Source organism: Pseudomonas sp. R1-43-08, assembly GCF_003852255.1.
In the GTDB taxonomy this organism is placed as follows: Bacteria; Pseudomonadota; Gammaproteobacteria; order Pseudomonadales; family Pseudomonadaceae; genus Aquipseudomonas.
The window spans coordinates 4,997,917-5,022,952 of sequence record NZ_CP027734.1; the positions used below are offsets into that span (position 1 = coordinate 4,997,917).

Annotated in this window: 19 protein-coding genes, 5 tRNA genes and 2 rRNA genes; all 26 read right to left on the minus strand. The window is 54.6% G+C overall.

Going from position 1 to position 25,036, the window contains the following annotated elements:
* Nucleotides 1-3: 3 nt before the first annotated feature.
* A complete protein-coding gene (rplW, locus tag C4J87_RS23005; protein ID WP_002555488.1) occupies nucleotides 4-303 on the minus strand; it encodes a 50S ribosomal protein L23 in 300 nt (99 codons plus the stop codon).
* On the minus strand, nucleotides 300-902 hold the full coding sequence (gene rplD, locus C4J87_RS23010; protein WP_057014518.1) for a 50S ribosomal protein L4: 603 nt from the start codon (nucleotides 900-902) through the stop codon (nucleotides 300-302). Before rplD ends, rplW begins: the two co-directional genes overlap by 4 nt.
* A 12-nt stretch (nucleotides 903-914) precedes the next feature.
* Nucleotides 915-1,550 carry a 50S ribosomal protein L3 gene (gene rplC, locus C4J87_RS23015; RefSeq protein ID WP_003176425.1) on the minus strand — a complete coding sequence of 212 codons (636 nt, stop codon included), beginning with the start codon at nucleotides 1,548-1,550 and terminating at the stop codon, nucleotides 915-917.
* An 81-nt stretch (nucleotides 1,551-1,631) separates the two neighbouring features.
* Entirely contained in the window at nucleotides 1,632-1,943 is a 312-nt protein-coding gene (gene rpsJ / locus C4J87_RS23020) for a 30S ribosomal protein S10 (protein WP_003186070.1), read from the minus strand.
* 159 nt (nucleotides 1,944-2,102) lie between these two features.
* Nucleotides 2,103-3,296 carry an elongation factor Tu gene (gene tuf, locus C4J87_RS23025; protein ID WP_003176426.1) on the minus strand — a complete coding sequence of 398 codons (1,194 nt, stop codon included), beginning with the start codon at nucleotides 3,294-3,296 and terminating at the stop codon, nucleotides 2,103-2,105.
* A 30-nt stretch (nucleotides 3,297-3,326) separates the two neighbouring features.
* Nucleotides 3,327-5,432 carry an elongation factor G gene (fusA, locus tag C4J87_RS23030; RefSeq protein WP_124368530.1) on the minus strand — a complete coding sequence of 702 codons (2,106 nt, stop codon included), beginning with the start codon at nucleotides 5,430-5,432 and terminating at the stop codon, nucleotides 3,327-3,329.
* A 30-nt stretch (nucleotides 5,433-5,462) separates the two neighbouring features.
* Nucleotides 5,463-5,933 (minus strand): 30S ribosomal protein S7, encoded by a 471-nt coding sequence (rpsG, locus tag C4J87_RS23035; RefSeq protein ID WP_002555493.1) that lies wholly within the window; start codon nucleotides 5,931-5,933, stop codon nucleotides 5,463-5,465.
* 118 nt (nucleotides 5,934-6,051) lie between these two features.
* Nucleotides 6,052-6,423, minus strand: coding sequence for a 30S ribosomal protein S12 (rpsL, locus tag C4J87_RS23040; protein ID WP_002555494.1), 372 nt, complete (start codon nucleotides 6,421-6,423; stop codon nucleotides 6,052-6,054).
* A 216-nt stretch (nucleotides 6,424-6,639) separates the two neighbouring features.
* Nucleotides 6,640-10,839: a DNA-directed RNA polymerase subunit beta' gene (rpoC, locus tag C4J87_RS23045; RefSeq protein ID WP_124364615.1), complete on the minus strand. Its 4,200-nt coding sequence runs from the start codon at nucleotides 10,837-10,839 to the stop codon at nucleotides 6,640-6,642.
* A 64-nt stretch (nucleotides 10,840-10,903) separates the two neighbouring features.
* Nucleotides 10,904-14,977 (minus strand): DNA-directed RNA polymerase subunit beta, encoded by a 4,074-nt coding sequence (rpoB, locus tag C4J87_RS23050; RefSeq protein ID WP_057724824.1) that lies wholly within the window; start codon nucleotides 14,975-14,977, stop codon nucleotides 10,904-10,906.
* A gap of 219 nt (nucleotides 14,978-15,196) precedes the next feature.
* Nucleotides 15,197-15,562 carry a 50S ribosomal protein L7/L12 gene (rplL, locus tag C4J87_RS23055; protein WP_003176432.1) on the minus strand — a complete coding sequence of 122 codons (366 nt, stop codon included), beginning with the start codon at nucleotides 15,560-15,562 and terminating at the stop codon, nucleotides 15,197-15,199.
* Nucleotides 15,563-15,640: 78 nt separating this feature from the next.
* On the minus strand, nucleotides 15,641-16,141 hold the full coding sequence (gene rplJ, locus C4J87_RS23060; RefSeq protein ID WP_003232405.1) for a 50S ribosomal protein L10: 501 nt from the start codon (nucleotides 16,139-16,141) through the stop codon (nucleotides 15,641-15,643).
* Between the two features lie 199 nt (nucleotides 16,142-16,340).
* Nucleotides 16,341-17,036, minus strand: coding sequence for a 50S ribosomal protein L1 (gene rplA / locus C4J87_RS23065; protein ID WP_003232403.1), 696 nt, complete (start codon nucleotides 17,034-17,036; stop codon nucleotides 16,341-16,343).
* Nucleotides 17,036-17,467 carry a 50S ribosomal protein L11 gene (gene rplK / locus C4J87_RS23070; RefSeq protein ID WP_003176435.1) on the minus strand — a complete coding sequence of 144 codons (432 nt, stop codon included), beginning with the start codon at nucleotides 17,465-17,467 and terminating at the stop codon, nucleotides 17,036-17,038. The genes rplA and rplK overlap by 1 nt, the downstream gene beginning before the upstream one ends.
* A gap of 116 nt (nucleotides 17,468-17,583) precedes the next feature.
* On the minus strand, nucleotides 17,584-18,117 hold the full coding sequence (gene nusG / locus C4J87_RS23075; RefSeq protein WP_003176436.1) for a transcription termination/antitermination protein NusG: 534 nt from the start codon (nucleotides 18,115-18,117) through the stop codon (nucleotides 17,584-17,586).
* A gap of 9 nt (nucleotides 18,118-18,126) precedes the next feature.
* On the minus strand, nucleotides 18,127-18,495 hold the full coding sequence (secE, locus tag C4J87_RS23080; RefSeq protein WP_005791990.1) for a preprotein translocase subunit SecE: 369 nt from the start codon (nucleotides 18,493-18,495) through the stop codon (nucleotides 18,127-18,129).
* Between the two features lie 45 nt (nucleotides 18,496-18,540).
* Nucleotides 18,541-18,616 (minus strand) — tRNA-Trp (locus C4J87_RS23085).
* A gap of 163 nt (nucleotides 18,617-18,779) precedes the next feature.
* A tRNA-Thr gene (locus C4J87_RS23090) sits at nucleotides 18,780-18,855 on the minus strand.
* Between the two features lie 26 nt (nucleotides 18,856-18,881).
* Nucleotides 18,882-18,955, minus strand: a tRNA-Gly gene (locus tag C4J87_RS23095).
* 23 nt (nucleotides 18,956-18,978) lie between these two features.
* A tRNA-Tyr gene (locus C4J87_RS23100) sits at nucleotides 18,979-19,063 on the minus strand.
* 141 nt (nucleotides 19,064-19,204) lie between these two features.
* The gene (locus C4J87_RS23105; protein ID WP_124368531.1) at nucleotides 19,205-19,651 is read right to left on the minus strand and encodes a hypothetical protein; all 447 of its coding nucleotides are present in this window, start codon (nucleotides 19,649-19,651) and stop codon (nucleotides 19,205-19,207) included.
* A gap of 7 nt (nucleotides 19,652-19,658) precedes the next feature.
* Complete coding sequence (locus C4J87_RS23110; RefSeq protein WP_124368532.1) at nucleotides 19,659-20,408, minus strand: pantothenate kinase; 750 nt, start codon at nucleotides 20,406-20,408, stop codon at nucleotides 19,659-19,661.
* On the minus strand, nucleotides 20,398-21,354 hold the full coding sequence (birA, locus tag C4J87_RS23115) for a bifunctional biotin--[acetyl-CoA-carboxylase] ligase/biotin operon repressor BirA (RefSeq protein WP_124368533.1): 957 nt from the start codon (nucleotides 21,352-21,354) through the stop codon (nucleotides 20,398-20,400). The genes C4J87_RS23110 and birA overlap by 11 nt, the downstream gene beginning before the upstream one ends.
* A gap of 158 nt (nucleotides 21,355-21,512) precedes the next feature.
* A 5S ribosomal RNA gene (gene rrf / locus C4J87_RS23120) occupies nucleotides 21,513-21,628 on the minus strand.
* Between the two features lie 168 nt (nucleotides 21,629-21,796).
* Nucleotides 21,797-24,688: ribosomal RNA gene (locus tag C4J87_RS23125) — 23S ribosomal RNA — on the minus strand.
* Nucleotides 24,689-24,937: 249 nt separating this feature from the next.
* Nucleotides 24,938-25,013, minus strand: a tRNA-Ala gene (locus tag C4J87_RS23130).
* Nucleotides 25,014-25,036 lie beyond the last annotated feature (23 nt).

The window sequence follows — 25,036 nt, forward strand, 5'->3', positions numbered from 1 at the left end:
TCCTTACTCAGCACTGCTGCTGAAATCGAGATCTTGGCCTGGTTGAAGGGAGATAACCGCCTTCTTCCAGTCATTACGCTTGCCCAGACCGCGAGCAGTGCGCTTGCTCTTACCCAGAACATTCAGGGTAGTAACACGCTCTACTTTCACGCTGAACAGGCTTTCGACGGCCTTCTTGATTTCCAGCTTGGTTGCGTCAGTTGCAACCTTGAAAACGAACTGGCCTTTCTTGTCAGCCAGAACCGTAGCCTTTTCGGAAACGTGCGGGCCAAGCAGAACTTTAAATACGCGTTCCTGGTTCATCCCAGCAGCTCCTCGAATTTCTTCACGGCCGACACGGTGATCAACACCTTGTCGTATGCGATCAGACTAACTGGATCGGAACCTTGCACGTCACGTACATCAACGTGTGGCAGGTTGCGAGCAGCCAGGTACAGGTTCTGATCAACAGCTTCAGACACGATCAAAACGTCGGTCAGGCTCATGTTGGTCAGTTTGCCCAGCAGTTCTTTGGTTTTTGGACTTTCAACAGCGAAGTCCTGAACCACGACCAGACGATCAGTACGCACGAGTTCAGCAAGGATGGAGCGCAGTGCTGCGCGGTACATCTTCTTGTTGAGCTTCTGAGAATGATCCTGTGGACGAGCTGCGAAAGTGGTACCGCCGCCACGCCAGATTGGGCTACGGATAGTACCGGCACGAGCACGGCCAGTGCCTTTCTGACGCCAAGGGCGCTTACCGCCACCACGTACGTCGGAACGGGTCTTTTGCTGCTTGCTACCTTGACGGCCGCCGGCCATGTAGGCCACGACTGCTTGGTGAACCAGCGTCTCGTTGAATTCGCCGCCAAATGTCAGTTCGGAAACTTCGATCGCTTGAGCGTCATTTACATTTAATTGCATGTCAGCTTCCCCTTAACCGCGAGCCTTGGCCGCTGGACGTACAACCAGGTTGCCGCCAGTAGCGCCAGGAACAGCACCCTTGACCAACAACAGATTGCGTTCAGCGTCGACGCGCACTACTTCGAGGGACTGCACGGTCACGCGCTCAGCGCCCATATGACCGGACATTTTTTTGCCCTTGAATACACGACCAGGAGTCTGGCACTGGCCAATAGAGCCCGGGACGCGGTGGGAAACGGAGTTACCGTGAGTGTTGTCTTGGCCACGAAAATTCCAACGCTTGATCGTACCCTGGAAGCCTTTACCCTTGGACTGACCGGTTACATCAACCAGTTGACCAGCGGCGAAGATTTCAGCGTTGATCAGATCGCCAGCCTTGTAGTCGCCGTCTTCAAGACGGAACTCCATGACGGTGCGACCAGCTGCAACGTTTGCTTTAGCGAAGTGACCTGCTTGAGCAGCAGTCACGCGCGAAGCACGACGCTCGCCGACAGTGACTTGCACTGCACGATAGCCATCGGTTTCTTCAGTTTTGAACTGGGTGACGCGATTCGGCTCGATCTCAATGACCGTGACCGGAATGGAGACACCTTCTTCGGTGAAAATACGGGTCATACCGCATTTACGACCGACTACACCAATAGTCATGTTGTAAACCTCATGAGTGTACGGGGCTTTCACCCGCTATGGCCGCCCATTTCAGAGCGTTACACGACTAAGACTCAAGTCTTAGCCGAGGCTGATCTGTACTTCCACACCGGCCGCCAGATCAAGCTTCATAAGTGCGTCAACGGTTTTATCCGTTGGCTGGACGATGTCCAGTACGCGCTTATGAGTGCGGATCTCGTACTGGTCACGCGCGTCTTTGTTGACGTGCGGGGAGACCAGAACGGTGAACCGCTCTTTACGGGTAGGCAGTGGAATTGGACCACGCACTTGAGCACCAGTACGTTTCGCGGTTTCCACGATTTCCTGGGTGGATTGGTCGATCAGGCGATGGTCAAAAGCCTTCAACCTGATACGGATTTGCTGATTTTGCATTGGATTTCAGACTCCGGCTGCTATTCCCAGCGAGCGCAATACGCCCGTTAAAAGGAGGCGCAATTCTATAGACGGCCCTGATAGGTGTCAACCCAATAAAAAAGGCCCCCGCTGAGCGGGGGCCTTTTCAAAACATCAGAACTATCTCAGAAGAGATAATTACTCGATGATTTTAGCTACAACGCCAGCACCAACGGTACGGCCGCCTTCACGGATTGCGAAACGCAGACCGTCTTCCATAGCGATGGTTTTGATCAGGGTGACAACCATTTTGATGTTGTCGCCTGGCATTACCATTTCTACGCCTTCCGGCAGTTCGCAGTTACCAGTCACGTCAGTAGTACGGAAGTAGAACTGTGGACGGTAGCCTTTGAAGAACGGAGTGTGACGGCCGCCTTCTTCTTTGCTCAGCACGTACACTTCAGCTTCGAACTTGGTGTGCGGCTTAACCGAACCTGGCTTGACCAGAACCTGGCCACGCTCAACGTCGTCACGCTTGGTACCACGCAGCAGAACGCCGCAGTTCTCGCCAGCACGACCTTCGTCGAGCAGTTTACGGAACATTTCAACACCGGTGCAGGTGGTGACGGTAGTGTCACGCAGACCAACGATTTCCAGTGGATCTTGAACCTTGACGATACCGCGCTCGATACGACCAGTTACAACAGTACCGCGACCGGAGATCGAGAATACGTCTTCGATTGGCATCAGGAACGGCTTGTCGATAACACGGACTGGATCTGGGATGTAGCTGTCCAGAGTTTCAACCAGTTTACGAACGGACGTGGTGCCCATTTCGTTGTCGTCTTTGCCTTCCAGAGCCATACGAGCAGAACCGATGATGATCGGAGTGTCGTCACCTGGGAAGTCGTAAGTGCTCAGCAGGTCGCGCACTTCCATCTCAACCAGTTCCAGCAGCTCAGCGTCGTCTACCAGGTCAGCCTTGTTCAGGTAAACCACGATGTACGGAACGCCAACCTGACGGGACAGCAGGATGTGCTCACGGGTTTGTGGCATCGGACCATCAGCGGCCGAGCAAACCAGGATTGCGCCGTCCATCTGGGCAGCACCGGTGATCATGTTCTTCACATAGTCAGCGTGACCTGGGCAGTCAACGTGAGCGTAGTGACGGATCAGCGAGTTGTATTCAACGTGCGCGGTGTTGATGGTGATACCACGAGCTTTTTCTTCTGGTGCGCTGTCGATTTTATCGAAATCAACGATTGCGGAACCGAATACTTCGGAGCAAACGCGAGTCAGAGCAGCAGTCAGAGTGGTTTTACCGTGGTCAACGTGACCGATAGTGCCAACGTTGACGTGCGGTAGGGAACGATCAAATTTTTCTTTAGCCACGACAATTAACTCCTTGCCTAAAGGACTGAATCAGCCTTGTTTTTTGGATACAGTTTCAGCGATGTGCGCCGGAGCTGTGTTGTATTTTTTGAATTCCATAGAGTAGCTTGCGCGACCCTGAGACATGGAGCGAACGTCGGTCGCATAACCGAACATCTCACCCAACGGAACCTCGGCGCGAATCACTTTGCCGGAAACCGTGTCTTCCATACCCAAGATCATGCCGCGACGACGGTTAAGGTCGCCCATGACATCACCCATATAGTCTTCAGGTGTAACAACTTCTACCGCCATGATTGGCTCAAGCAACTCACCACCGCCCTTTTGGGCCAGCTGCTTGGTTGCCATGGAGGCAGCCACCTTAAACGCCATCTCGTTGGAGTCGACGTCGTGGTAAGAACCGTCAAAAACGGTTGCTTTCAGGCCGATCAGCGGATAGCCGGCAACAACACCGTTCTTCATCTGCTCTTCGATACCCTTCTGGATAGCAGGGATGTATTCCTTAGGAACAACACCACCTACTACTTCGTTCACGAATTGCAGACCTTCCTGACCTTCGTCAGCAGGAGCAAAACGGATCCAGCAGTGACCGAACTGACCACGACCGCCGGACTGACGAACGAACTTGCCTTCGATTTCACAGCTTTTCGTGATGCGCTCACGATAGGAAACCTGAGGCTTACCGATGTTGGCTTCGACGTTGAACTCACGGCGCATCCGGTCAACCAGGATGTCCAGGTGAAGCTCGCCCATGCCCGAGATGATCGTTTGACCAGTCTCTTCATCAGTTTTGACGCGGAAAGATGGATCTTCCTGAGCAAGCTTGCCCAGAGCGATACCCATTTTTTCCTGGTCATCCTTGGTCTTAGGCTCAACGGCAACCGAAATAACCGGCTCCGGGAAGTCCATGCGAACCAGGATGATTGGCTTGTCAGCGTTGCACAAGGTTTCACCAGTGGTGACATCCTTCATGCCGATCAAGGCCGCGATGTCACCAGCGCGTACTTCCTTGATCTCTTCGCGGGCGTTTGCGTGCATTTGCACCATACGACCCACGCGCTCTTTCTTGCCTTTAACCGAGTTGATTACGCCGTCGCCGGAGTTCAACACGCCCGAGTAAACGCGGACGAAGGTCAAGGTACCCACGAATGGGTCAGTGGCAATTTTAAATGCCAGAGCGGAAAACGGTTCTGCGTCGTCTGCATGACGCTCCAGCTCGATAGTCTCGTCATCCGGGTCGGTACCCTTGATGGCAGGAATATCAACCGGTGCCGGCAGGTAGTCGATCACAGCATCGAGAACCAGGGGAACGCCCTTGTTCTTGAACGAGGAGCCACAAACAGCCAGGACGATCTCACCAGCGATAGTACGCTGACGCAGAGCAGCCTTGATTTCCGCGTTGGTGAGTTCTTCACCTTCGAGGTACTTGTTCATCAGCTCTTCGTTGGCTTCGGCCGCAGCTTCAACCATGTTGTTGCGCCATTCGTCAGCCAGTTCCTGCAGTTCAGCAGGGATAGGCTTGCGAACAGGAACCATACCTTTGTCGGCATCGTTCCAGTAGACAGCTTCCATGGTCAGCAGATCGATCTGGCCTTGGAAATTATCTTCGGAACCGATAGCCAACTGGATCGGCACAGGAGTGTGACCCAGACGCTGCTTGATCTGACCGATCACGCGCAGGAAGTTGGCACCAGCACGGTCCATCTTGTTTACGTAAACAAGACGTGGAACGCCGTATTTGTTGGCTTGACGCCATACGGTTTCCGACTGTGGCTCAACACCCGAGGTACCGCAGAACACAACGACAGCGCCGTCGAGTACGCGCAGGGAACGTTCAACTTCAATGGTGAAGTCTACGTGACCCGGGGTATCGATTACGTTGAAGCGGTGCTCGTCTTTGTACTGCTTCTCGGAACCTTTCCAGAAGGCGGTAATAGCAGCAGAAGTAATGGTAATACCACGCTCCTGCTCCTGAACCATCCAGTCTGTGGTCGCGGCGCCGTCATGCACCTCGCCCATCTTGTGACTTTTGCCGGTGTAAAACAGTACGCGCTCGGTGGTGGTGGTTTTACCAGCATCCACGTGAGCGACGATACCGATATTACGGTAGCGGCTAATCGGAGTAGTACGAGCCATAAAGCCCTCGCAAAATTAGTGAAGCTAAAATTAGAAGCGGTAGTGCGAGAAAGCTTTGTTAGCTTCAGCCATACGGTGCACGTCTTCACGCTTCTTAACAGCAGCACCTTTACCTTCAGCAGCGTCCAACAGTTCGCCGGCCAAACGCAGGGCCATAGACTTCTCGCCGCGCTTACGGGCGAAGTCTACCAACCAGCGCATTGCCAGAGCGTTACGACGGGACGGACGAACTTCAACCGGAACCTGGTAAGTAGCACCGCCTACACGGCGCGACTTCACTTCGACCAGCGGAGCGATGGCGTCGAGAGCTTTCTCGAAGATTTCCAGGGGGTCGCTGTTCTTGCGTTCTTTAACCTTTTCCAGCGCGCCATAAACGATACGCTCGGCAACGGCTTTCTTGCCGCTTTCCATTACGTGGTTCATGAACTTGGCCAGAATTTGGCTTCCGTATTTTGGATCGTCAAGCACTTCGCGCTTGGCTGCTACGCGTCTTCTTGGCATGGATAAGCCCTCAAACGGTCTTCAGGTTCGCTCGGAATCGGTGCCCTTTCGGGACGCCTCCGACCTTACTCTTATCGACTCAGAAAATAAGATGATTCAGGTTTACAAAAAGCCGTTACTACTTAGGCTTCTTGGTACCGTACTTCGAACGACCCTGGTTACGACCTTTAACGCCGGAAGTATCCAAGGAGCCGCGTACGGTGTGATAACGAACACCTGGCAAGTCTTTTACACGACCGCCGCGGATCAGTACCACGCTGTGCTCTTGCAGGTTGTGGCCTTCACCGCCGATGTACGAGGAAACCTCGAAACCGTTGGTCAGGCGCACACGGCATACTTTACGCAGTGCCGAGTTAGGTTTTTTCGGCGTGGTGGTATACACACGGGTGCATACGCCACGACGTTGCGGGCAGTTCTGCAGCGCAGGCACGTCGGATTTCTCGACGATACGCTTACGCGGCTGACGTACCAGCTGGTTGATAGTTGCCATCTACTAGCTCCACTGTTGTCTTGCGACGCTATTGTCTTGCAAGAAAAGCAAAATGGCAGGAACGAATTCCCGCCAAATTTAGGGGTACAAGAGTCTAAAGAGGATCTTGCCCCCAGTCAAGGCAAGGCCCCGACCTCCCCGCCCGTCGAACCGGGGCAAAAATGCCTCGATCCGACGAATGGGGCTGCCAGGGCCCGGACTTATTTATCGCAGAACTCAGTTACCGCTTGAGTTCAGCGCTTCGGTCAGTGCAGCTTCCACTTCACTGGCGCTTACGCGCAACGGCTTGTCAGCGTCACGGCGGCGCTTGCGCTCGCTGTGGTAAGCCAAACCGGTACCAGCCGGGATCAAACGACCCACGACCACGTTTTCTTTCAGGCCGCGCAGGTAATCGCGCTTGCCGGTTACCGCTGCTTCGGTCAGTACGCGAGTGGTCTCCTGGAAGGAGGCCGCCGAGATGAACGACTCAGTGGACAACGACGCCTTGGTGATACCCAGCAGCACGCGAGTGAACTTGGAAACGAATTTCTCGTCGCCAGCCAGACGCTCGTTCTCTACGAGTACGTGAGTCAATTCCATCTGGTCGCCCTTGATGAAACTGGAATCGCCGGATTCAGCGATTTCAACTTTACGCAACATCTGACGCAGGATGGTCTCGATGTGCTTATCGTTGATCTTCACGCCTTGCAGACGATAAACGTCCTGGATCTCGTTAACGATGTACTTGGCCAGCGCACTCACACCCAGCAGACGCAGGATATCGTGTGGGTCGCTCGGGCCGTCGGAGATAACTTCGCCGCGGTTTACCTGTTCGCCTTCGAAGACGTTCAGGTGACGCCACTTCGGAATCAGCTCTTCGTACGGATCGCTACCGTCGTTCGGGGTAATGACCAGACGACGCTTGCCCTTGGTCTCTTTACCGAACGCGATGGTGCCGCTGACTTCAGCCAGAATCGACGCTTCTTTCGGACGACGAGCTTCGAACAAGTCGGCAACACGCGGCAGACCACCGGTGATGTCTCGAGTCTTCGAAGTTTCTTGCGGGATACGCGCGATAACATCACCGATCGCGATCTTCGCACCATCCGCTACACCGACCAAGGCGTTGGCTGGCAGGAAGTACTGAGCGATTACGTCAGTGCCTGGCAGCAACAAGTCCTTGCCGTTGTCATCGACCATCTTCACGGCAGGACGGATGTCTTTACCGGCAGCTGGACGATCTTTCGCGTCGAGTACTTCAATGTTGGTCATACCGGTCAATTCGTCAGTCTGACGCTTGATCGTGATGCCTTCTTCCATGCCCACGTAGGTCACGGTACCTTTCATTTCGGTAACGATTGGGTGAGTGTGCGGATCCCACTTGGCCACGATTGCGCCAGCGTCGACCTTGTCACCTTCTTTAACCGAAATCACAGCACCGTACGGCAGCTTGTAACGCTCACGCTCACGACCGTAGTCATCAGCGATCGCCAGCTCACCGGAACGGGACACAGCAACCAGGTGGCCATCCACTCGCTCAACGTGTTTCAGGTTGTGCAGACGGACAGTACCGCCATTCTTCACCTGAACGCTGTCGGCTGCGGAGGTCCGGCTTGCCGCACCACCGATGTGGAACGTACGCATGGTCAGCTGGGTACCCGGCTCACCGATGGACTGGGCAGCGATAACGCCGACCGCTTCACCGATGTTCACTTGGTGACCACGAGCCAGGTCACGGCCGTAGCACTTGGCGCAGATGCCATAGCGGGTTTCGCAGCTGATCGGCGAACGAACGATCACTTCGTCGATGCTGTTGAGTTCGATGAACTCGACCCACTTCTCGTCTACCAGAGTGCCGGCAGGAACGATAACTTCCTCGGTACCCGGCTTGAAGACGTCACGGGCAATAACACGACCCAATACGCGCTCACCCAGCGGCTCTACAACGTCACCGCCTTCAATGTGCGGAGTCATCACCAGGCCATGCTCGGTGCCGCAATCGATCTCGGTTACAACCAGATCCTGGGCAACGTCTACCAGACGACGTGTCAGGTAACCGGAGTTAGCGGTTTTCAACGCGGTATCCGCCAGACCTTTACGAGCACCGTGAGTGGAGATGAAGTACTGGAGTACGCTCAACCCTTCACGGAAGTTCGCTGTAATCGGCGTTTCGATGATGGAACCGTCCGGCTTGGCCATCAGGCCACGCATACCGGCGAGCTGACGGATCTGCGCAGCAGAACCCCGTGCGCCCGAGTCGGCCATCATGTACATCGAGTTGAAGGACTCCTGGTCAACTTCGTCGCCGTGACGGTCGATGACTTTCTCTTTCGAGAGGTTGGCCATCATCGCCTTGGAAACTTCGTCGTTGGCCTTGGACCAAAGGTCGATCACCTTGTTGTACTTCTCGCCCTGGGTTACCAGGCCGGAGGCGTACTGGCTCTCGATCTCTTTCACTTCATCGGTTGCAGCCGCGATGATGCGAGCTTTTTCATCAGGGATAACAAAGTCGTTAACACCGATGGAAACGCCGGAAATGGTCGAATAAGCAAAACCGGTGTACATCAACTGGTCAGCGAAGATCACGGTCTCTTTCAAACCAACCACGCGGTAGCACTGGTTGATCAGCCTGGAGATCGCCTTTTTCTTCATTGGCAGGTTGACGACGTCGTACGACAAGCCTTTTGGTACAACCTGATACAACAGCGCACGGCCGACAGTCGTGTCGACGATACGAACATTGCTCACGCTGCCGCCGTCACGGTCGTTGACGGTTTCGTGAATCCGCACTTTGACCTTGGCGTGCAGTGCGGCTTCGCCGGCACGGAACACACGGTCAACTTCCTGCAGGTCAGCGAACACACGACCTTCACCCTTGGCGTTGATCGCTTCACGGGTCATGTAGTACAGACCCAATACAACGTCCTGCGACGGAACGATGATTGGCTCACCGTTGGCTGGCGACAGGATGTTGTTGGTCGACATCATCAACGCACGCGCTTCCAACTGGGCTTCCAGTGTCAGCGGAACGTGCACGGCCATTTGGTCGCCGTCGAAGTCGGCGTTGTACGCAGCACAGACCAGAGGGTGCAGCTGGATAGCCTTGCCTTCGATCAGTACCGGTTCAAACGCCTGGATACCCAGACGGTGAAGGGTCGGTGCACGGTTGAGGAGAACCGGGTGTTCGCGAATCACTTCAGCGAGAACGTCCCAAACCTCTGGCAGCTCGCGCTCGACCATTTTCTTGGCCGCTTTGATGGTGGTCGCAAGACCGCGCATTTCCAGCTTGCCGAAGATGAACGGCTTGAACAGCTCGAGCGCCATCTTCTTAGGCAGACCGCACTGGTGCAGACGCAGGGTCGGGCCTACGGTAATTACCGAACGACCGGAGTAGTCAACACGCTTACCGAGCAAGTTCTGACGGAAACGACCTTGTTTACCCTTGATCATGTCAGCCAGGGATTTCAGAGGACGCTTGTTGGAACCTGTGATAGCGCGGCCACGACGACCGTTGTCGAGCAAGGCGTCGACGGCTTCTTGCAACATACGCTTTTCGTTGCGCACGATGATGTCCGGAGCGGACAGATCAAGCAGGCGCTTCAAGCGGTTGTTACGGTTGATCACGCGGCGGTACAGGTCGTTGAGGTCGGACGTCGCGAAACGACCACCGTCCAACGGTACCAGCGGGCGCAGATCTGGCGGCAGAACCGGCAGAACGGTCAGCACCATCCACTCTGGCAAGTTGCCGGAACCCTGGAAGGCTTCCATCAACTTCAGACGCTTGGACAGTTTCTTGATCTTGGTTTCGGAGTTGGTTTGCGGAATTTCTTCGCGCAGACGGCCAATCTCGTGTTCCAGGTCGATAGCGTGCAGCAGTTCGCGGACAGCTTCGGCACCCATGCGGGCATCGAAATCATCACCGAACTCTTCCAGCGCTTCGAAGTACTGCTCGTCGTTCAGCAGCTGACCTTTTTCAAGGGTGGTCATGCCTGGGTCGATAACGACATAGCTCTCGAAGTAGAGAACGCGTTCGATATCACGCAGGGTCATGTCCATCAGCAAGCCGATACGGGACGGCAGCGATTTCAGGAACCAGATGTGGGCAACCGGCGAAGCCAGTTCGATATGCGCCATGCGCTCACGACGAACCTTGGCCAGCGCAACTTCAACGCCGCACTTCTCGCAGATCACACCACGGTGCTTCAAGCGCTTGTACTTACCGCACAGGCACTCGTAATCCTTTACCGGGCCAAAGATCTTGGCGCAGAACAGGCCGTCACGCTCAGGTTTGAACGTACGGTAGTTGATGGTTTCCGGCTTTTTAACTTCACCGAACGACCACGAACGGATCATCTCAGGCGATGCCAGTCCAATACGGATGGCGTCGAACTCTTCGACTTGACCCTGGTTTTTCAGCAAATTCAGTAGGTCTTTCAAGGCCTTTCCTCCTGGCGGAGCAGAGAGCGGGCATCACTGCCCCGCTCTCGATTCGCGTCACGTGTTATTCGGTTTCCAGATCGATATCGATGCCGAGGGAACGAATTTCTTTGATCAACACGTTGAAAGACTCGGGCATGCCCGGCTCCATACGGTGATCGCCGTCCACGATGTTTTTGTACATCTTGGTACGACCGTTCACATCGTCCGACTTCACTGTGAGCATTTCTTGCAGAGTGTATGCAGCACCGTATGCTTCCAGTGCCCAGACCTCCATCTCCCCGAAACGCTGACCACCGAACTGAGCCTTACCACCCAGCGGCTGCTGGGTAACCAGGCTGTACGAACCGGTAGAACGAGCGTGCATCTTGTCGTCTACCAAGTGGTTCAGCTTCAGCATGTACATGTAGCCAACAGTAACCGGGCGCTCGAACTTGTTGCCGGTACGGCCGTCGAACAGCTGCATCTGGCCGCTTTCCGGCAGGTCTGCCAGTTTCAGCATGGCCTTGATTTCGCTTTCCTTGGCACCGTCGAACACCGGGGTAGCCATTGGAACGCCGCCGCGCAGGTTCTTCGCCAGATCCAGGATTTCCTGGTCGGTGAAGGTGTCCAGCTCTTCGTTGCGACCGCCGATCTCGTTGTAGATCTCGTGCAGGAACTTGCGCAGGTCTGCGACCTTGCGCTGCTCTTCGATCATACGGTTGATCTTCTCGCCCAGACCTTTGGCCGCGAGGCCCAGGTGGGTTTCGAGGATCTGACCAACGTTCATACGCGAAGGTACGCCCAATGGGTTGAGGACGACGTCGACCGGGGTGCCATTGGCATCGTGCGGCATGTCTTCAACCGGCATGATCACGGAGACCACACCCTTGTTACCGTGACGACCGGCCATCTTGTCGCCCGGCTGGATGCGACGACGGATTGCCAGGTAAACCTTGACGATTTTCAGCACGCCTGGAGCCAGGTCATCGCCCTGCTGCAGTTTGCGCTTCTTGTCTTCGAACTTGTCGTCCAGCAGACGGCGGCGATCAACGATGTAGGCCTGGGCCTTCTCGAGCTGCTCGTTCAGAGCATCTTCAGCCATGCGCAGTTTGAACCACTGGCCGTGCTCAAGACCGTCGAGGATTTCGTCGGTGATGTCCTGACCTTTCTTCAGACCTGCGCCGCCTTCAGCCTTGTGGCCTACCAGAGCGGAGCGCAGACGTTCGAAGGTCGCGCCTTCAACGATACGGAACTCTTCGTTGAGGTCCTTGCGGATCTCGTCGAGTTGAGTCTTCTCGATGGACAGTGCACGAGCATCACGCTCAACGCCGTCACGGGTGAAGACCTGTACGTCGATGACAGTACCCTTGGTACCGGTAGGTACACGCAGGGAGGTGTCTTTAACGTCGCTGGCTTTTTCACCGAAGATGGCACGCAGCAGCTTCTCTTCCGGAGTCAGCTGGGTCTCGCCTTTCGGAGTGACCTTACCGACCAGGATGTCGCCGGCGCCAACTTCAGCACCTACATAAACGATACCGGCTTCGTCCAGCTTGTTCAGTGCAGCTTCACCCACGTTCGGGATGTCTGCAGTGATTTCCTCTGGCCCAAGCTTGGTGTCACGCGCCACACAGGTCAGTTCCTGGATGTGGATCGTGGTAAAGCGATCTTCTTGAACAACTCGTTCCGACAGGCAGATGGAGTCTTCGAAGTTGTAACCGTTCCAGGCCATGAACGCGATGCGCATGTTCTGACCCAGTGCCAGCTCACCCATGTCGGTGGACGGACCATCGGCCATGATGTCGCTACGCTGAACGCGGTCACCCTTACGCACCAGCGGACGCTGATTGATGCAGGTGTTCTGGTTCGAACGGGTGTATTTGGTCAGGTTGTAGATGTCGACACCGGCTTCACCGGTTTCAACTTCGTCATCTGCAACACGAACCACGATACGGCTGGCATCAACGGAGTCGATCACGCCGCCACGACGAGCCACGACGCAAACGCCGGAGTCACGGGCTACGTTACGCTCCATGCCGGTACCTACCAGCGGCTTGTCGGCGCGCAGGGTCGGTACAGCTTGACGCTGCATGTTGGAACCCATCAAAGCACGGTTGGCGTCATCGTGCTCCAGGAACGGGATCAGCGACGCTGCAACCGAAACTACCTGCTTGGGCGATACGTCCATCAAGGTGACGTCTTCCGGCGCCTTGACGGTGAACTCGTTCAAGTGACGAACGGCTACCAGCTCGTCGATCAGGACTTTCTTGTCGTTCATCGTGGCCGAAGCCTGAGCGATCACGTGATCAGCTTCTTCGATGGCGGACAGGAACACGATCTCGTCAGTGACCAGACCCTCTTTCACCACACGGTACGGGCTCTCAAGGAAGCCGTACTGGTTGGTGCGCGCATAAGCGGCCAGGGAGTTGATCAGACCGATGTTCGGACCTTCCGGCGTTTCGATCGGGCATACACGACCGTAATGCGTCGGGTGTACGTCACGGACTTCAAAGCCAGCGCGCTCACGGGTCAGACCGCCCGGGCCCAGTGCAGAGACACGGCGCTTGTGGGTGATCTCGGAGAGCGGGTTGTTCTGGTCCATGAACTGCGAGAGCTGGCTGGAGCCGAAGAACTCTTTCACCGCTGCAGCCACTGGCTTGGCGTTGATCAGGTCTTGCGGCATCAGGCCTTCGCTTTCAGCCATCGACAGGCGCTCTTTGACCGCACGCTCAACACGTACCAGGCCAACGCGGAACTGGTTCTCGGCCATTTCGCCTACGCAGCGAACACGACGGTTACCCAGGTGGTCGATGTCATCGACAATGCCTTTGCCGTTACGGATGTCGACCAGGGTCTTCAGTACCGCGACGATGTCTTCCTTGCACAGCACGCCCGAACCTTCGATTTCGGTACGACCGATACGACGGTTGAACTTCATCCGGCCGACCGCAGACAGGTCATAGCGCTCAGGGCTGAAGAACAGGTTGTTGAACAGGGTCTCGGCAGCGTCTTTGGTTGGCGGCTCACCAGGACGCATCATGCGATAGATCTCGACCAGCGCTTCCAATTGGTTGCTTGTGGAGTCGATCTTCAGCGTGTCGGAGATGAACGGACCGCAGTCGATGTCGTTGGTGTACAGGGTCTCGATGCGAACGACCTGGGCCTTGGCAATTTTGGCCAGGATCTCGGTGTTCAGCTCGGTGTTGCACTCAGCCAGGATTTCGCCTGTAGCCGGGTGAACGATGACCTTGGCGGTAGTGCGGCCCAGGACGTAGTCCAGCGGCACTTCCAACTCTTTGAGGCCGGCTTTTTCGATCTGGTTGATGTGGCGCGCGGTAATACGACGGCCAGCTTCAACAATGACCTTGCCTTTTTCATCCTGGATGTCCAGAACGGCAATTTCACCACGCAGACGCGAAGCGATCAGCTCCAGCTTGAGAGTTTCATCCTTCAGGCTGAATACGTTGGTGGTGTAGAAGGCGTCCAGCACTTGCTCAGTGGTATAGCCGAGCGCGCGCAGCAGTACCGAGGCCGGCAGCTTGCGACGACGGTCGATACGCACGAACACGCAGTCTTTCGGGTCGAACTCGAAGTCCAACCACGAACCGCGGTACGGAATGATCCGCGCGGAGTACAGGAGCTTACCGGAGCTGTGCGTCTTGCCGCGGTCGTGGTCGAAGAACACGCCCGGGGAACGGTGCAGCTGGGAAACGATTACGCGCTCGGTACCGTTGATAACGAAGGTACCGTTTTCAGTCATCAGTGGGATTTCGCCCATGTAGACTTCTTGCTCTTTGATGTCCTTGATCGCTTTGTTCGACGATTCTTTGTCGAAAATGATCAGACGGACTTTTACCCGCAAAGGTACGGCGTACGTAACACCGCGCAACACGCATTCTTTGACATCAAATGCCGGTTCGCCCAGGCGATAACCGACGTACTCCAGCGCAGCATTGCCGGAGTAGCTGATGATCGGGAAAACGGATTTGAAGGCCGCATGCAGGCCCACGTCGCGGAACTGATCTTTGGTCGCTCCCGCCTGCAAGAATTCACGATACGAATCCAGCTGGATAGCCAGAAGGTACGGGACATCCATGACGTCCGGCAACTTGCTAAAGTCCTTGCGGATACGTTTTTTCTCAGTATATGAGTAAGCCATCAGCGTTCCCCAGCTTGGTCACCTGCTTGTTTGGCCCTCCCGACGGGAGCAGCCAGAAAATCTTGCAAACCCCATGGTTTGCACCACCGCATCGGGTGGCTACAGCGCGTTAATGGCGGCGACCGAGTCGTCAGCCAAGAACGGAAAAAGGCCGGTGGCAAGAGCCACCAGCCATCAGCCTTCAGCTTAAAGCGTGGGCTGGAGACGCAAGGTCGATGCTTACTTCAGCTCGACTTTAGCGCCTGCTTCTTCCAGAGTAGCTTTGGCTTTGTCAGCGGCGTCTTTCGACACAGCTTCCAGAACCTGGGCAGGAGCGCCGTCAACTACAGCCTTGGCTTCTTTCAGGCCCAGACCGGTCAGTTCACGTACTGCCTTGATCACGTTTACTTTCTTCTCGCCAGCTTCCAGCAGCATGACGTTGAATTCGGTTTGCTCTTCAGCAGCGACAGCAGCAACAGCTGGGCCAGCGGAAGCAGCGGCAGCGGAAACGCCGAATTTTTCTTCGAAAGCTTTGATCAGCTCAACAACCTGCAGAACCGACATTTCAGCTACGGCGTTGAGGATATCGTCTTGGGAGATAGACATTGCTGTATTTCCTGAATTGGGGGACGGCCTACGCGGCCATCGAAATAAACAAAAATACGCGAGAGAAGTTGCTCAGCCTTAGGCTGCGGCAGCTTCTTTTTGCTCGCGAACTGCAGCCAGAGTACGAGCCAGCTTGCTGGTAGCGCCTTGAATCACGCTCATCAGCTGCGAAATGGCTTCGTCGCGGGTCGGCAGTGTTGCCAGTACGTCGATTTGGTTAGCTGCGAGGAACTTGCCCTCGAACGCAGCTGCCTTGATCTCGAACTTGTCCTGACTCTTGGCGAATTCCTTGAACAAACGGGCAGCAGCGCCTGGATGATCTTTAGAGAACGCGATCAGAGTCGGGCCGGTGAACACGTCGTTGAGCACACTGTATTCAGTGTCAGCAACGGCGCGCTTGAGCAAGGTGTTACGTACAACACGTACGTACACGCCAGCTTCACGAGCCTCTTTACGGAGTCCGGTCATAGCGCCTACTGTCACACCACGGGCATCAGCCACGACAGCGGACAGAGCAGCTTTGGCAGCCTCGTTGACTTCAGCGACGATGGCCTTCTTGTCTTCGAGATTAATTGCCACGGGTTTAACTCCTGCTTGTTACCGTTTCATCTGGCCTAGGCCTGATGTCGTTTTGGTGTCTGATTCGGTAAGGAACCGGGAGCACCATCTGCGTAGGCTTGTTGGTTTAAGACTTGCGTCGCCTACGGTCTTGGATAGCCCCCGCCAGGCAGGGACCCCAATCTTTCAATTGGCGCAATCACTTGCGCCAACCTGTGTCTTATACGTCCAGCGAGCCTTGGTCGATGACCAGACCTGGGCCCATAGTGGTGCTCAGGGTAACGCGCTTGACGTAGATACCTTTCGAGGAAGCAGGCTTGATACGCTTCAGATCAGCGATCAGGGCTTCAACGTTTTCCTTCAGCTTGACGGCATCGAAGCCGACTTTGCCAACGGAGGTGTGAATGATGCCGTTTTTGTCGGTGCGATAACGAACCTGACCAGCCTTGGCGTTTTTAACCGCGGTAGCTACGTCTGGCGTTACGGTGCCGACTTTAGGGTTAGGCATCAGGCCGCGCGGGCCCAGGATCTGACCCAACTGACCTACAACGCGCATTGCATCCGGGGAGGCAATAACGACGTCATAGTTCAGGTCGCCGCCTTTCATTTCGGCAGCCAGGTCGTCCATGCCAACGCGATCGGCGCCGGCGGCCAGAGCAGCTTCAGCGGCCGGGCCTTGGGTGAAGACAGCAACACGTACGGTCTTGCCAGTACCGTGTGGCAGCACAGTAGCGCTACGAACGACCTGGTCGGATTTACGTGGGTCAACACCCAGGTTCACAGCAACGTCAACGGACTCGCTGAACTTGACAGTCGACAGCTCGGTCAGCAGAGCAGCAGCGTCTACAAAATTGTAGGCCTTGCCCGCTTCGATTTTGCCGGCGATAGCCTTTTGGCGCTTGGTCAGCTTAGCCATTACACACCCTCCACGTTAAGGCCCATGCTACGAGCAGAACCGGCGATGGTACGCACGGCTGCATCCATATCAGCTGCAGTCAGATCCGCGTTTTTGGTTTTCGCGATTTCTTCCAGCTGAGCACGAGTTACGGTGCCAACCTTAACGGTGTTCGGACGAGCGGAACCGCTAGTCAGACCGGCAGCTTTCTTCAGAAGAACCGAAGCCGGAGTCGACTTGGTTTCGAAAGTGAAGCTACGGTCGCTGTATACAGTGATGATCACTGGAGTCGGCAGACCTGGCTCAAGACCCTGAGTACGGGCGTTGAAAGCCTTGCAGAACTCCATGATGTTCACGCCGTGCTGACCCAGAGCTGGACCGACGGGTGGGCTAGGGTTGGCCTGAGCGGCCTTCACTTGCAGCTTGATGTAAGCGGTAATCTTCTTGGCCATGAGGCACTCCAATTACGGGTTCGAACGCCTCGAAAGGCTCCCCGGTTACTTGCGCGTTTATCCCAGTGACGACAAAACCCCACAGCCTAGGCTGCGGGGTTGGGATGCTTGCTCAGCTAGACCTTCTCGACCTGACTGAACTCCAACTCTACCGGAGTAGAGCGACCGAAAATGAGCACTGCCACTTGGATCCGGCTCTTTTCGTAGTTAACTTCTTCGACAGTGCCGTTGAAATCAGCGAACGGACCGTCTGTAACACGAACAACCTCACCTGGCTCGAACAACGTCTTCGGCTTAGGCTTGTCACTACCGTCAGCAACGCGACGCAGAATTGCTTCCGCCTCTTTGTCAGTGATCGGCGCAGGCTTATCAGCGGTACCGCCAATGAAACCCATGACACGAGGAGTGTCCTTGACCAAGTGCCAAGTACCTTCGTTCATGTCCATCTGTACCAGCACGTAGCCAGGGAAGAACTTGCGTTCACTCTTGCGCTTCTGACCATTCCGCATTTCAACCACTTCTTCAGTGGGAACCAGAATTTCGCCGAAGCCATCTTCCATGCCTGCCAGCTTTACGCGCTCCAGCAAAGAGCGCATAACATGCTTCTCGTAACCCGAGTAAGCATGCACAACGTACCAACGCTTAGCCACGGGACACCCTTAGCCAACAATCAAGGAAACAAGCCAGCCGAGCAGGGAATCAAGCCCCCACAACAGCAACGCCATAACCAGAACGACAGCCACGACAATCAATGTGGTCTGTGTGGTTTCTTGGCGAGTCGGCCAAACGACTTTACGAATTTCGGTGCGAGCTTCCTTTACCAGGACCGCGAAAGACTTGCCTTTAGCGGTCTGCAGACCTACAAAGGCAGCTACAGCAGCAAGGGCAAGCAAAGCGAGAACGCGGTACAGGATCGGCGAAGCAGAATAGTACTGATTGCCAACAACGCCTACGACCACCAAGGCGACTACGGCGAGCCACTTGAACAGATCGAAACGAGAGCTTTGAGCTTCAGCCTTAGGAGTCATCTATGAAGATCCTGTGAAAAGAAAGCCAGACACACCACGTGAATCTGGCAGGTCAGGAGGGAATCGAACCCCCAACCTACGGTTTTGGAGACCGTCGCTCTGCCAATTGAGCTACTGACCTAAAACAAAATCAGGCCGACCATTATGCAGGCCCGAAAAAGACTTTACAACAACCAACCCCAACAGACTTGAAATCAACTGACAACCAACGCCAGAAACAACACGACACAAGCCGAGGCAGCCGTTAAAACAAAGGCAGATATTTTCATATCTGCCTTGTTATATGGAGCTCTTGAGCGGATTTGAACCGCTGACCTCACCCTTACCAAGGGTGTGCTCTACCAACTGAGCTACAAGAGCAAAACACCGTGCACAACCTGCAAACTTGGAGCGGGTAGCGGGAATCGAACCCGCATCATCAGCTTGGAAGGCTGAGGTTCTACCACTAAACTATACCCGCGGAGCTTGCAGCTCACGCTAAAATGGTGGAGGGGGAAGGATTCGAACCTTCGAAGTCGTAGACGTCAGATTTACAGTCTGATCCCTTTGGCCGCTCGGGAACCCCTCCTAAGCGAGCCGGCATTTTACATCACGCCGACCTTCTGTCAAGCATTTTCTCATTTAAATTATGAGGTTAGCTGCATTGACGCCGCTTCCCACCAAAGCCTCTGAAGGTCTTCACTGCGAAGCGGGCGCCATTCTATGCAAACTATTCGAGAGTTGCAATGCCTTCGCACAGCATTATTTTGTGTTTTAACTCATTGAATTCCTTAGCAAGGTTTTCAAAGGGCAGATCATCCGCCAAGCGCCTGCTTTCAGGGGCCACTCGAAGCCAATAACCGCTGGCCTCAGGCATGTTCAGCAATTGAACCTTGACCTTTATATCCAGGCTGGTGAGGCGCTGCTCGACAGCTTGCGCCTGACGCTGATCGGTAAATCCTCCGATGTACAGGCAGGAATTTTGCGCGTCGGGCGTTTTTGCACGATCTCTTCGAGCCATCGTTTCGGAAGATTCACTCAGCAATCGTATGTCCTGCTGGGAGCCACGATAAAGGCTCAGGGGGGTGACGTCCTTGGCGCGCAATGGCGCCTCTTGCTGATGCCATATGTAATAAAAGACGTTGAGGATCAGTAGAAGCAGGAACAGCCAACGCATAAACACCTCATAACAACGGACATGCCATTGCCAGACCAATAAATACCAGATCAGGAACAAGCCGCGCCTGCGGCACAGCGTCGAACACCAGGTCAGCATCTCCACCGGTCAGGAACACCGTGAAGTCATTTCCCCAATAACTTCTGGCAAGCTCGGTCTGTGTCAACACAAACCCCCTTAGCATCAGTGTACAGCCACGCTCGACCGCCTCGGCGGTTGTACGTCCAGGCGTTAGACGTTCCAGAGCACGCTCAGCAGCAGCATCGTCGTAGCGTATCTTGCGGGTATGCGTGCGCAGCTGGTTGCGCATAAGGGGCAGACCTGGGCAAATGAAACCTCCCAAGTGTTCGCCATCGGCATCGATAAAATCGGCAGTCGCCGCAGTGCCAAAATCCAGCACCAGGCAAGCGCCTGACGCCAACTTGTACCCACCAAGGATCGCCAGCCAACGATCAAGACCAAGTCGTTCGAAATCGTCATAGCCATTGCGAACGCCCGCCATCTGCGCAGCCGATGTCGCGCACGAAACAGTGATGCCAAAAGCCTGGACCAATGTCTCGACCAGCTTGTTTGTTTCCTCCAGCGCACGAACGCTCACCAGCCGGCAACGAGTGAGCGACATATCCGGCACCGCATTCAGGCTTTCAATCAATGCGAGATTCGAACCGACAACGCCCTCCGCCACGGCGGCCACCCTGTCGGCACCCAGCACTCGCCATTTGATAAAGCTATTCCCACAGTCGAGCTCAAGAATCATCACGCAACCTCAGGCTTAGCTCACCGCCGCTGTAAGTTTTCTCAACACCGTCAACGCTCAAGCGCAACGCACCTTGACGGTCAACACCGAGTACCACTCCATCAATACGACTCACACCGGCGATAAGCGATACCGCCCGCCCTTGCCATGCATGATTGCTCTCCCATTCCTCCTGGAGAGCTGAAAAGCCAGACTCCCTGTGCCGATCCAGGTAGCGCTGGAGCTGCAAGCTGACTTGGGCCACCAAGGCATTACGATCAGCAGCAGTCCCCGCCTCAAGCTGTACCGACGTCCATTGCTGGTCAACTTCAGCCTTCTGCATATTCACATTGATCCCGATGCCGACAACCACATGACAGATGTCTGCCGGATCCCCCACCAACTCCAGCAATATTCCAGCAATCTTCTTCTGCCCGACCAGTACGTCATTTGGCCATTTCAAGACTGCGCCCTGCACACCCGACTCTCGCAAAGCCTGGATGACTGCCAAGCCAACCACAAGACTCAAGCCCTCCAATTGCCGGAGACCATCCTCAATACGCAGCACGAGACTGTAATAGATGTTTTGGGCGAATGGACTGACCCACTTTCGACCACGTCTGCCCCGGCCAGCTGTTTGCTGCTCAGCCAATACCAGAACCGGCGCGGCTTGCGCGGCACCCACCAAGCGCAACGCCTCAGCGTTGGTGGAATCAATCGAGCCATGAATGTGGATAGGCCACGGCAACGACGGCACACTTCGCGCAATCTCTTCTGCATTCAAAAACACCAGCGGCGCTGCTAGCTGGTATCCCTTACCACGCACCTTATGAATAGGTAGATTCAATTCAGCCTCGAGAAGCTGAAGCTGCTTCCACACGGCACTGCGGCTAACGCCCAAGGCGGCACCCAGCGCCTCCCCGGAATGGAATCGGCCATCTTTCAGAAGTTCTAACAGCGTAAGCATGCAGGTATCGCCTCACAATGAGGCACGCATAATAGCCATGCCAAGAGGCATTGCATAGAAAGGCCGCACGCCCTCAGCCGGAGATATAGGCCTTGGCACTTTTCGACCGCCCAAAACAAAACCCCATCTGCTTTCGCAAATGGGGTTTCGGAATTTAATCTTGACGATGACCTACTCTCACATGGGGAAACCCCACACTACCATCGGCGATGCATCGTTTCACTACTGAGTTCGGGATGGGATCAGGTGGTTCCAATGCTCTATGGTCGTCAAGAAATTCGGGTACTGAGTCGTGGCCATGTGGCCTCGCTTCAGCAAATTGGGTATGGGATAGAAGTCGGTGTTTTGTGAGTATCGAACTTTCGGTTCATTGCGTCTTCACACACCGCAATCTGGCCTCTTTCGTCTTTCAACTAGGAGCAACAAATTGCTTGGGTGTTATATGGTCAAGCCTCACGGGCAATTAGTATTGGTTAGCTCAACGCCTCACAGCGCTTACACACCCAACCTATCAACGTCGTAGTCTTCGACGGCCCTTCAGGGGACTCAAGGTCCCAGTGAGATCTCATCTTGAGGCTAGTTTCCCGCTTAGATGCTTTCAGCGGTTATCTATTCCGAACATAGCTACCCGGCAATGCCACTGGCGTGACAACCGGAACACCAGAGGTTCGTCCACTCCGGTCCTCTCGTACTAGGAGCAGCCCCTCTCAAATCTCAAACGTCCACGGCAGATAGGGACCGAACTGTCTCACGACGTTCTAAACCCAGCTCGCGTACCACTTTAAATGGCGAACAGCCATACCCTTGGGACCGGCTTCAGCCCCAGGATGTGATGAGCCGACATCGAGGTGCCAAACACCGCCGTCGATATGAACTCTTGGGCGGTATCAGCCTGTTATCCCCGGAGTACCTTTTATCCGTTGAGCGATGGCCCTTCCATACAGAACCACCGGATCACTAAGACCTACTTTCGTACCTGCTCGACGTGTCTGTCTCGCAGTCAAGCGCGCTTTTGCCTTTATACTCTACGACCGATTTCCGACCGGTCTGAGCGCACCTTCGTACTCCTCCGTTACTCTTTAGGAGGAGACCGCCCCAGTCAAACTACCCACCATACACTGTCCTCGATCCGGATAACGGACCTGAGTTAGAACCTCAAAGTTGCCAGGGTGGTATTTCAAGGTTGGCTCCACGCGAACTGGCGTCCACGCTTCAAAGCCTCCCACCTATCCTACACAAGCAAATTCAAAGTCCAGTGCAAAGCTATAGTAAAGGTTCACGGGGTCTTTCCGTCTAGCCGCGGATACACTGCATCTTCACAGCGATTTCAATTTCACTGAGTCTCGGGTGGAGACAGCGCCGCCATCGTTACGCCATTCGTGCAGGTCGGAACTTACCCGACAAGGAATTTCGCTACCTTAGGACCGTTATAGTTACGGCCGCCGTTTACCGGGGCTTCGATCAAGAGCTTCGCGTTAGCTAACCCCATCAATTAACCTTCCGGCACCGGGCAGGCGTCACACCCTATACGTCCACTTTCGTGTTTGCAGAGTGCTGTGTTTTTAATAAACAGTCGCAGCGGCCTGGTATCTTCGACCGGCATGAGCTTACGGAGCAAGTCCTTCACCCTCACCGGCGCACCTTCTCCCGAAGTTACGGTGCCATTTTGCCTAGTTCCTTCACCCGAGTTCTCTCAAGCGCCTTGGTATTCTCTACCCAACCACCTGTGTCGGTTTGGGGTACGGTTCCTGGTTACCTGAAGCTTAGAAGCTTTTCTTGGAAGCATGGCATCAACCACTTCGTCGTCTAAAAGACAACTCGTCATCAGCTCTCGGCCTTAGAATCCCGGATTTACCTAAGATTCCAGCCTACCACCTTAAACTTGGACAACCAACGCCAAGCTGGCCTAGCCTTCTCCGTCCCTCCATCGCAATAACCAGAAGTACAGGAATATTAACCTGTTTTCCATCGACTACGCTTTTCAGCCTCGCCTTAGGGACCGACTAACCCTGCGTCGATTAACGTTGCGCAGGAAACCTTGGTCTTTCGGCGTGGGTGTTTTTCACACCCATTGTCGTTACTCATGTCAGCATTCGCACTTCTGATACCTCCAGCAAGCTTCTCAACTCACCTTCACAGGCTTACAGAACGCTCCTCTACCGCATCACTTACGTGATACCCGTAGCTTCGGTGTATGGTTTGAGCCCCGTTACATCTTCCGCGCAGGCCGACTCGACTAGTGAGCTATTACGCTTTCTTTAAAGGGTGGCTGCTTCTAAGCCAACCTCCTAGCTGTCTAAGCCTTCCCACATCGTTTCCCACTTAACCATAACTTGGGGACCTTAGCTGACGGTCTGGGTTGTTTCCCTTTTCACGACGGACGTTAGCACCCGCCGTGTGTCTCCCATGCTCGGCACTTGTAGGTATTCGGAGTTTGCATCGGTTTGGTAAGTCGGGATGACCCCCTAGCCGAAACAGTGCTCTACCCCCTACAGTGATACATGAGGCGCTACCTAAATAGCTTTCGAGGAGAACCAGCTATCTCCGAGCTTGATTAGCCTTTCACTCCGATCCACAGGTCATCCGCTAACTTTTCAACGGTAGTCGGTTCGGTCCTCCAGTTAGTGTTACCCAACCTTCAACCTGCCCATGGATAGATCGCCCGGTTTCGGGTCTATTCCCAGCGACTAGACGCCCTATTAAGACTCGCTTTCGCTACGCCTCCCCTATTCGGTTAAGCTCGCCACTGAAAATAAGTCGCTGACCCATTATACAAAAGGTACGCAGTCACCCAACAAAGTGGGCTCCCACTGCTTGTACGCATACGGTTTCAGGATCTATTTCACTCCCCTCTCCGGGGTTCTTTTCGCCTTTCCCTCACGGTACTAGTTCACTATCGGTCAGTCAGTAGTATTTAGCCTTGGAGGATGGTCCCCCCATATTCAGACAAAGTTTCTCGTGCTCCGTCCTACTCGATTTCATGACTAAGAGATTTTCGCGTACAGGGCTATCACCCACTATGGCCGCACTTTCCAGAGCGTTCCGCTAATCTCAAAGCCACTTAAGGGCTAGTCCCCGTTCGCTCGCCACTACTAAGGGAATCTCGGTTGATTTCTTTTCCTCAGGGTACTTAGATGTTTCAGTTCCCCTGGTTCGCTCCATACACCTATGTATTCAGTGTAAGGTAACCATCTTATGATGGCTGGGTTCCCCCATTCAGACATCTCCGGATCAAAGTCTGTTTGCCGACTCCCCGAAGCTTTTCGCAGGCTACCACGTCTTTCATCGCCTCTGACTGCCAAGGCATCCACCGTATGCGCTTCTTCACTTGACCATATAACCCCAAGCAATCTGGTTATACTGTGAAGACAACATTCGCCGAAAATTCGATCATACTCAATTAAGAGCGACTCACAAATTTTACCTTAGCCTGAGCCGTTACCAGTGAAAGTAACGTCCAGTCTATCTTTCTATCACATACCCAAATTTTTAAAGAACGAACTAGTCAAAGACTAGAAATCAACATTCACCATCACAACGATGGAATGCTCATTTCTAAGCTTTCTACAAACAGAAGCAGTAGTGGTGGAGCCAAACGGGATCGAACCGTTGACCTCCTGCGTGCAAGGCAGGCGCTCTCCCAGCTGAGCTATGGCCCCGTATTTCTACAGGCGTTTCCCAC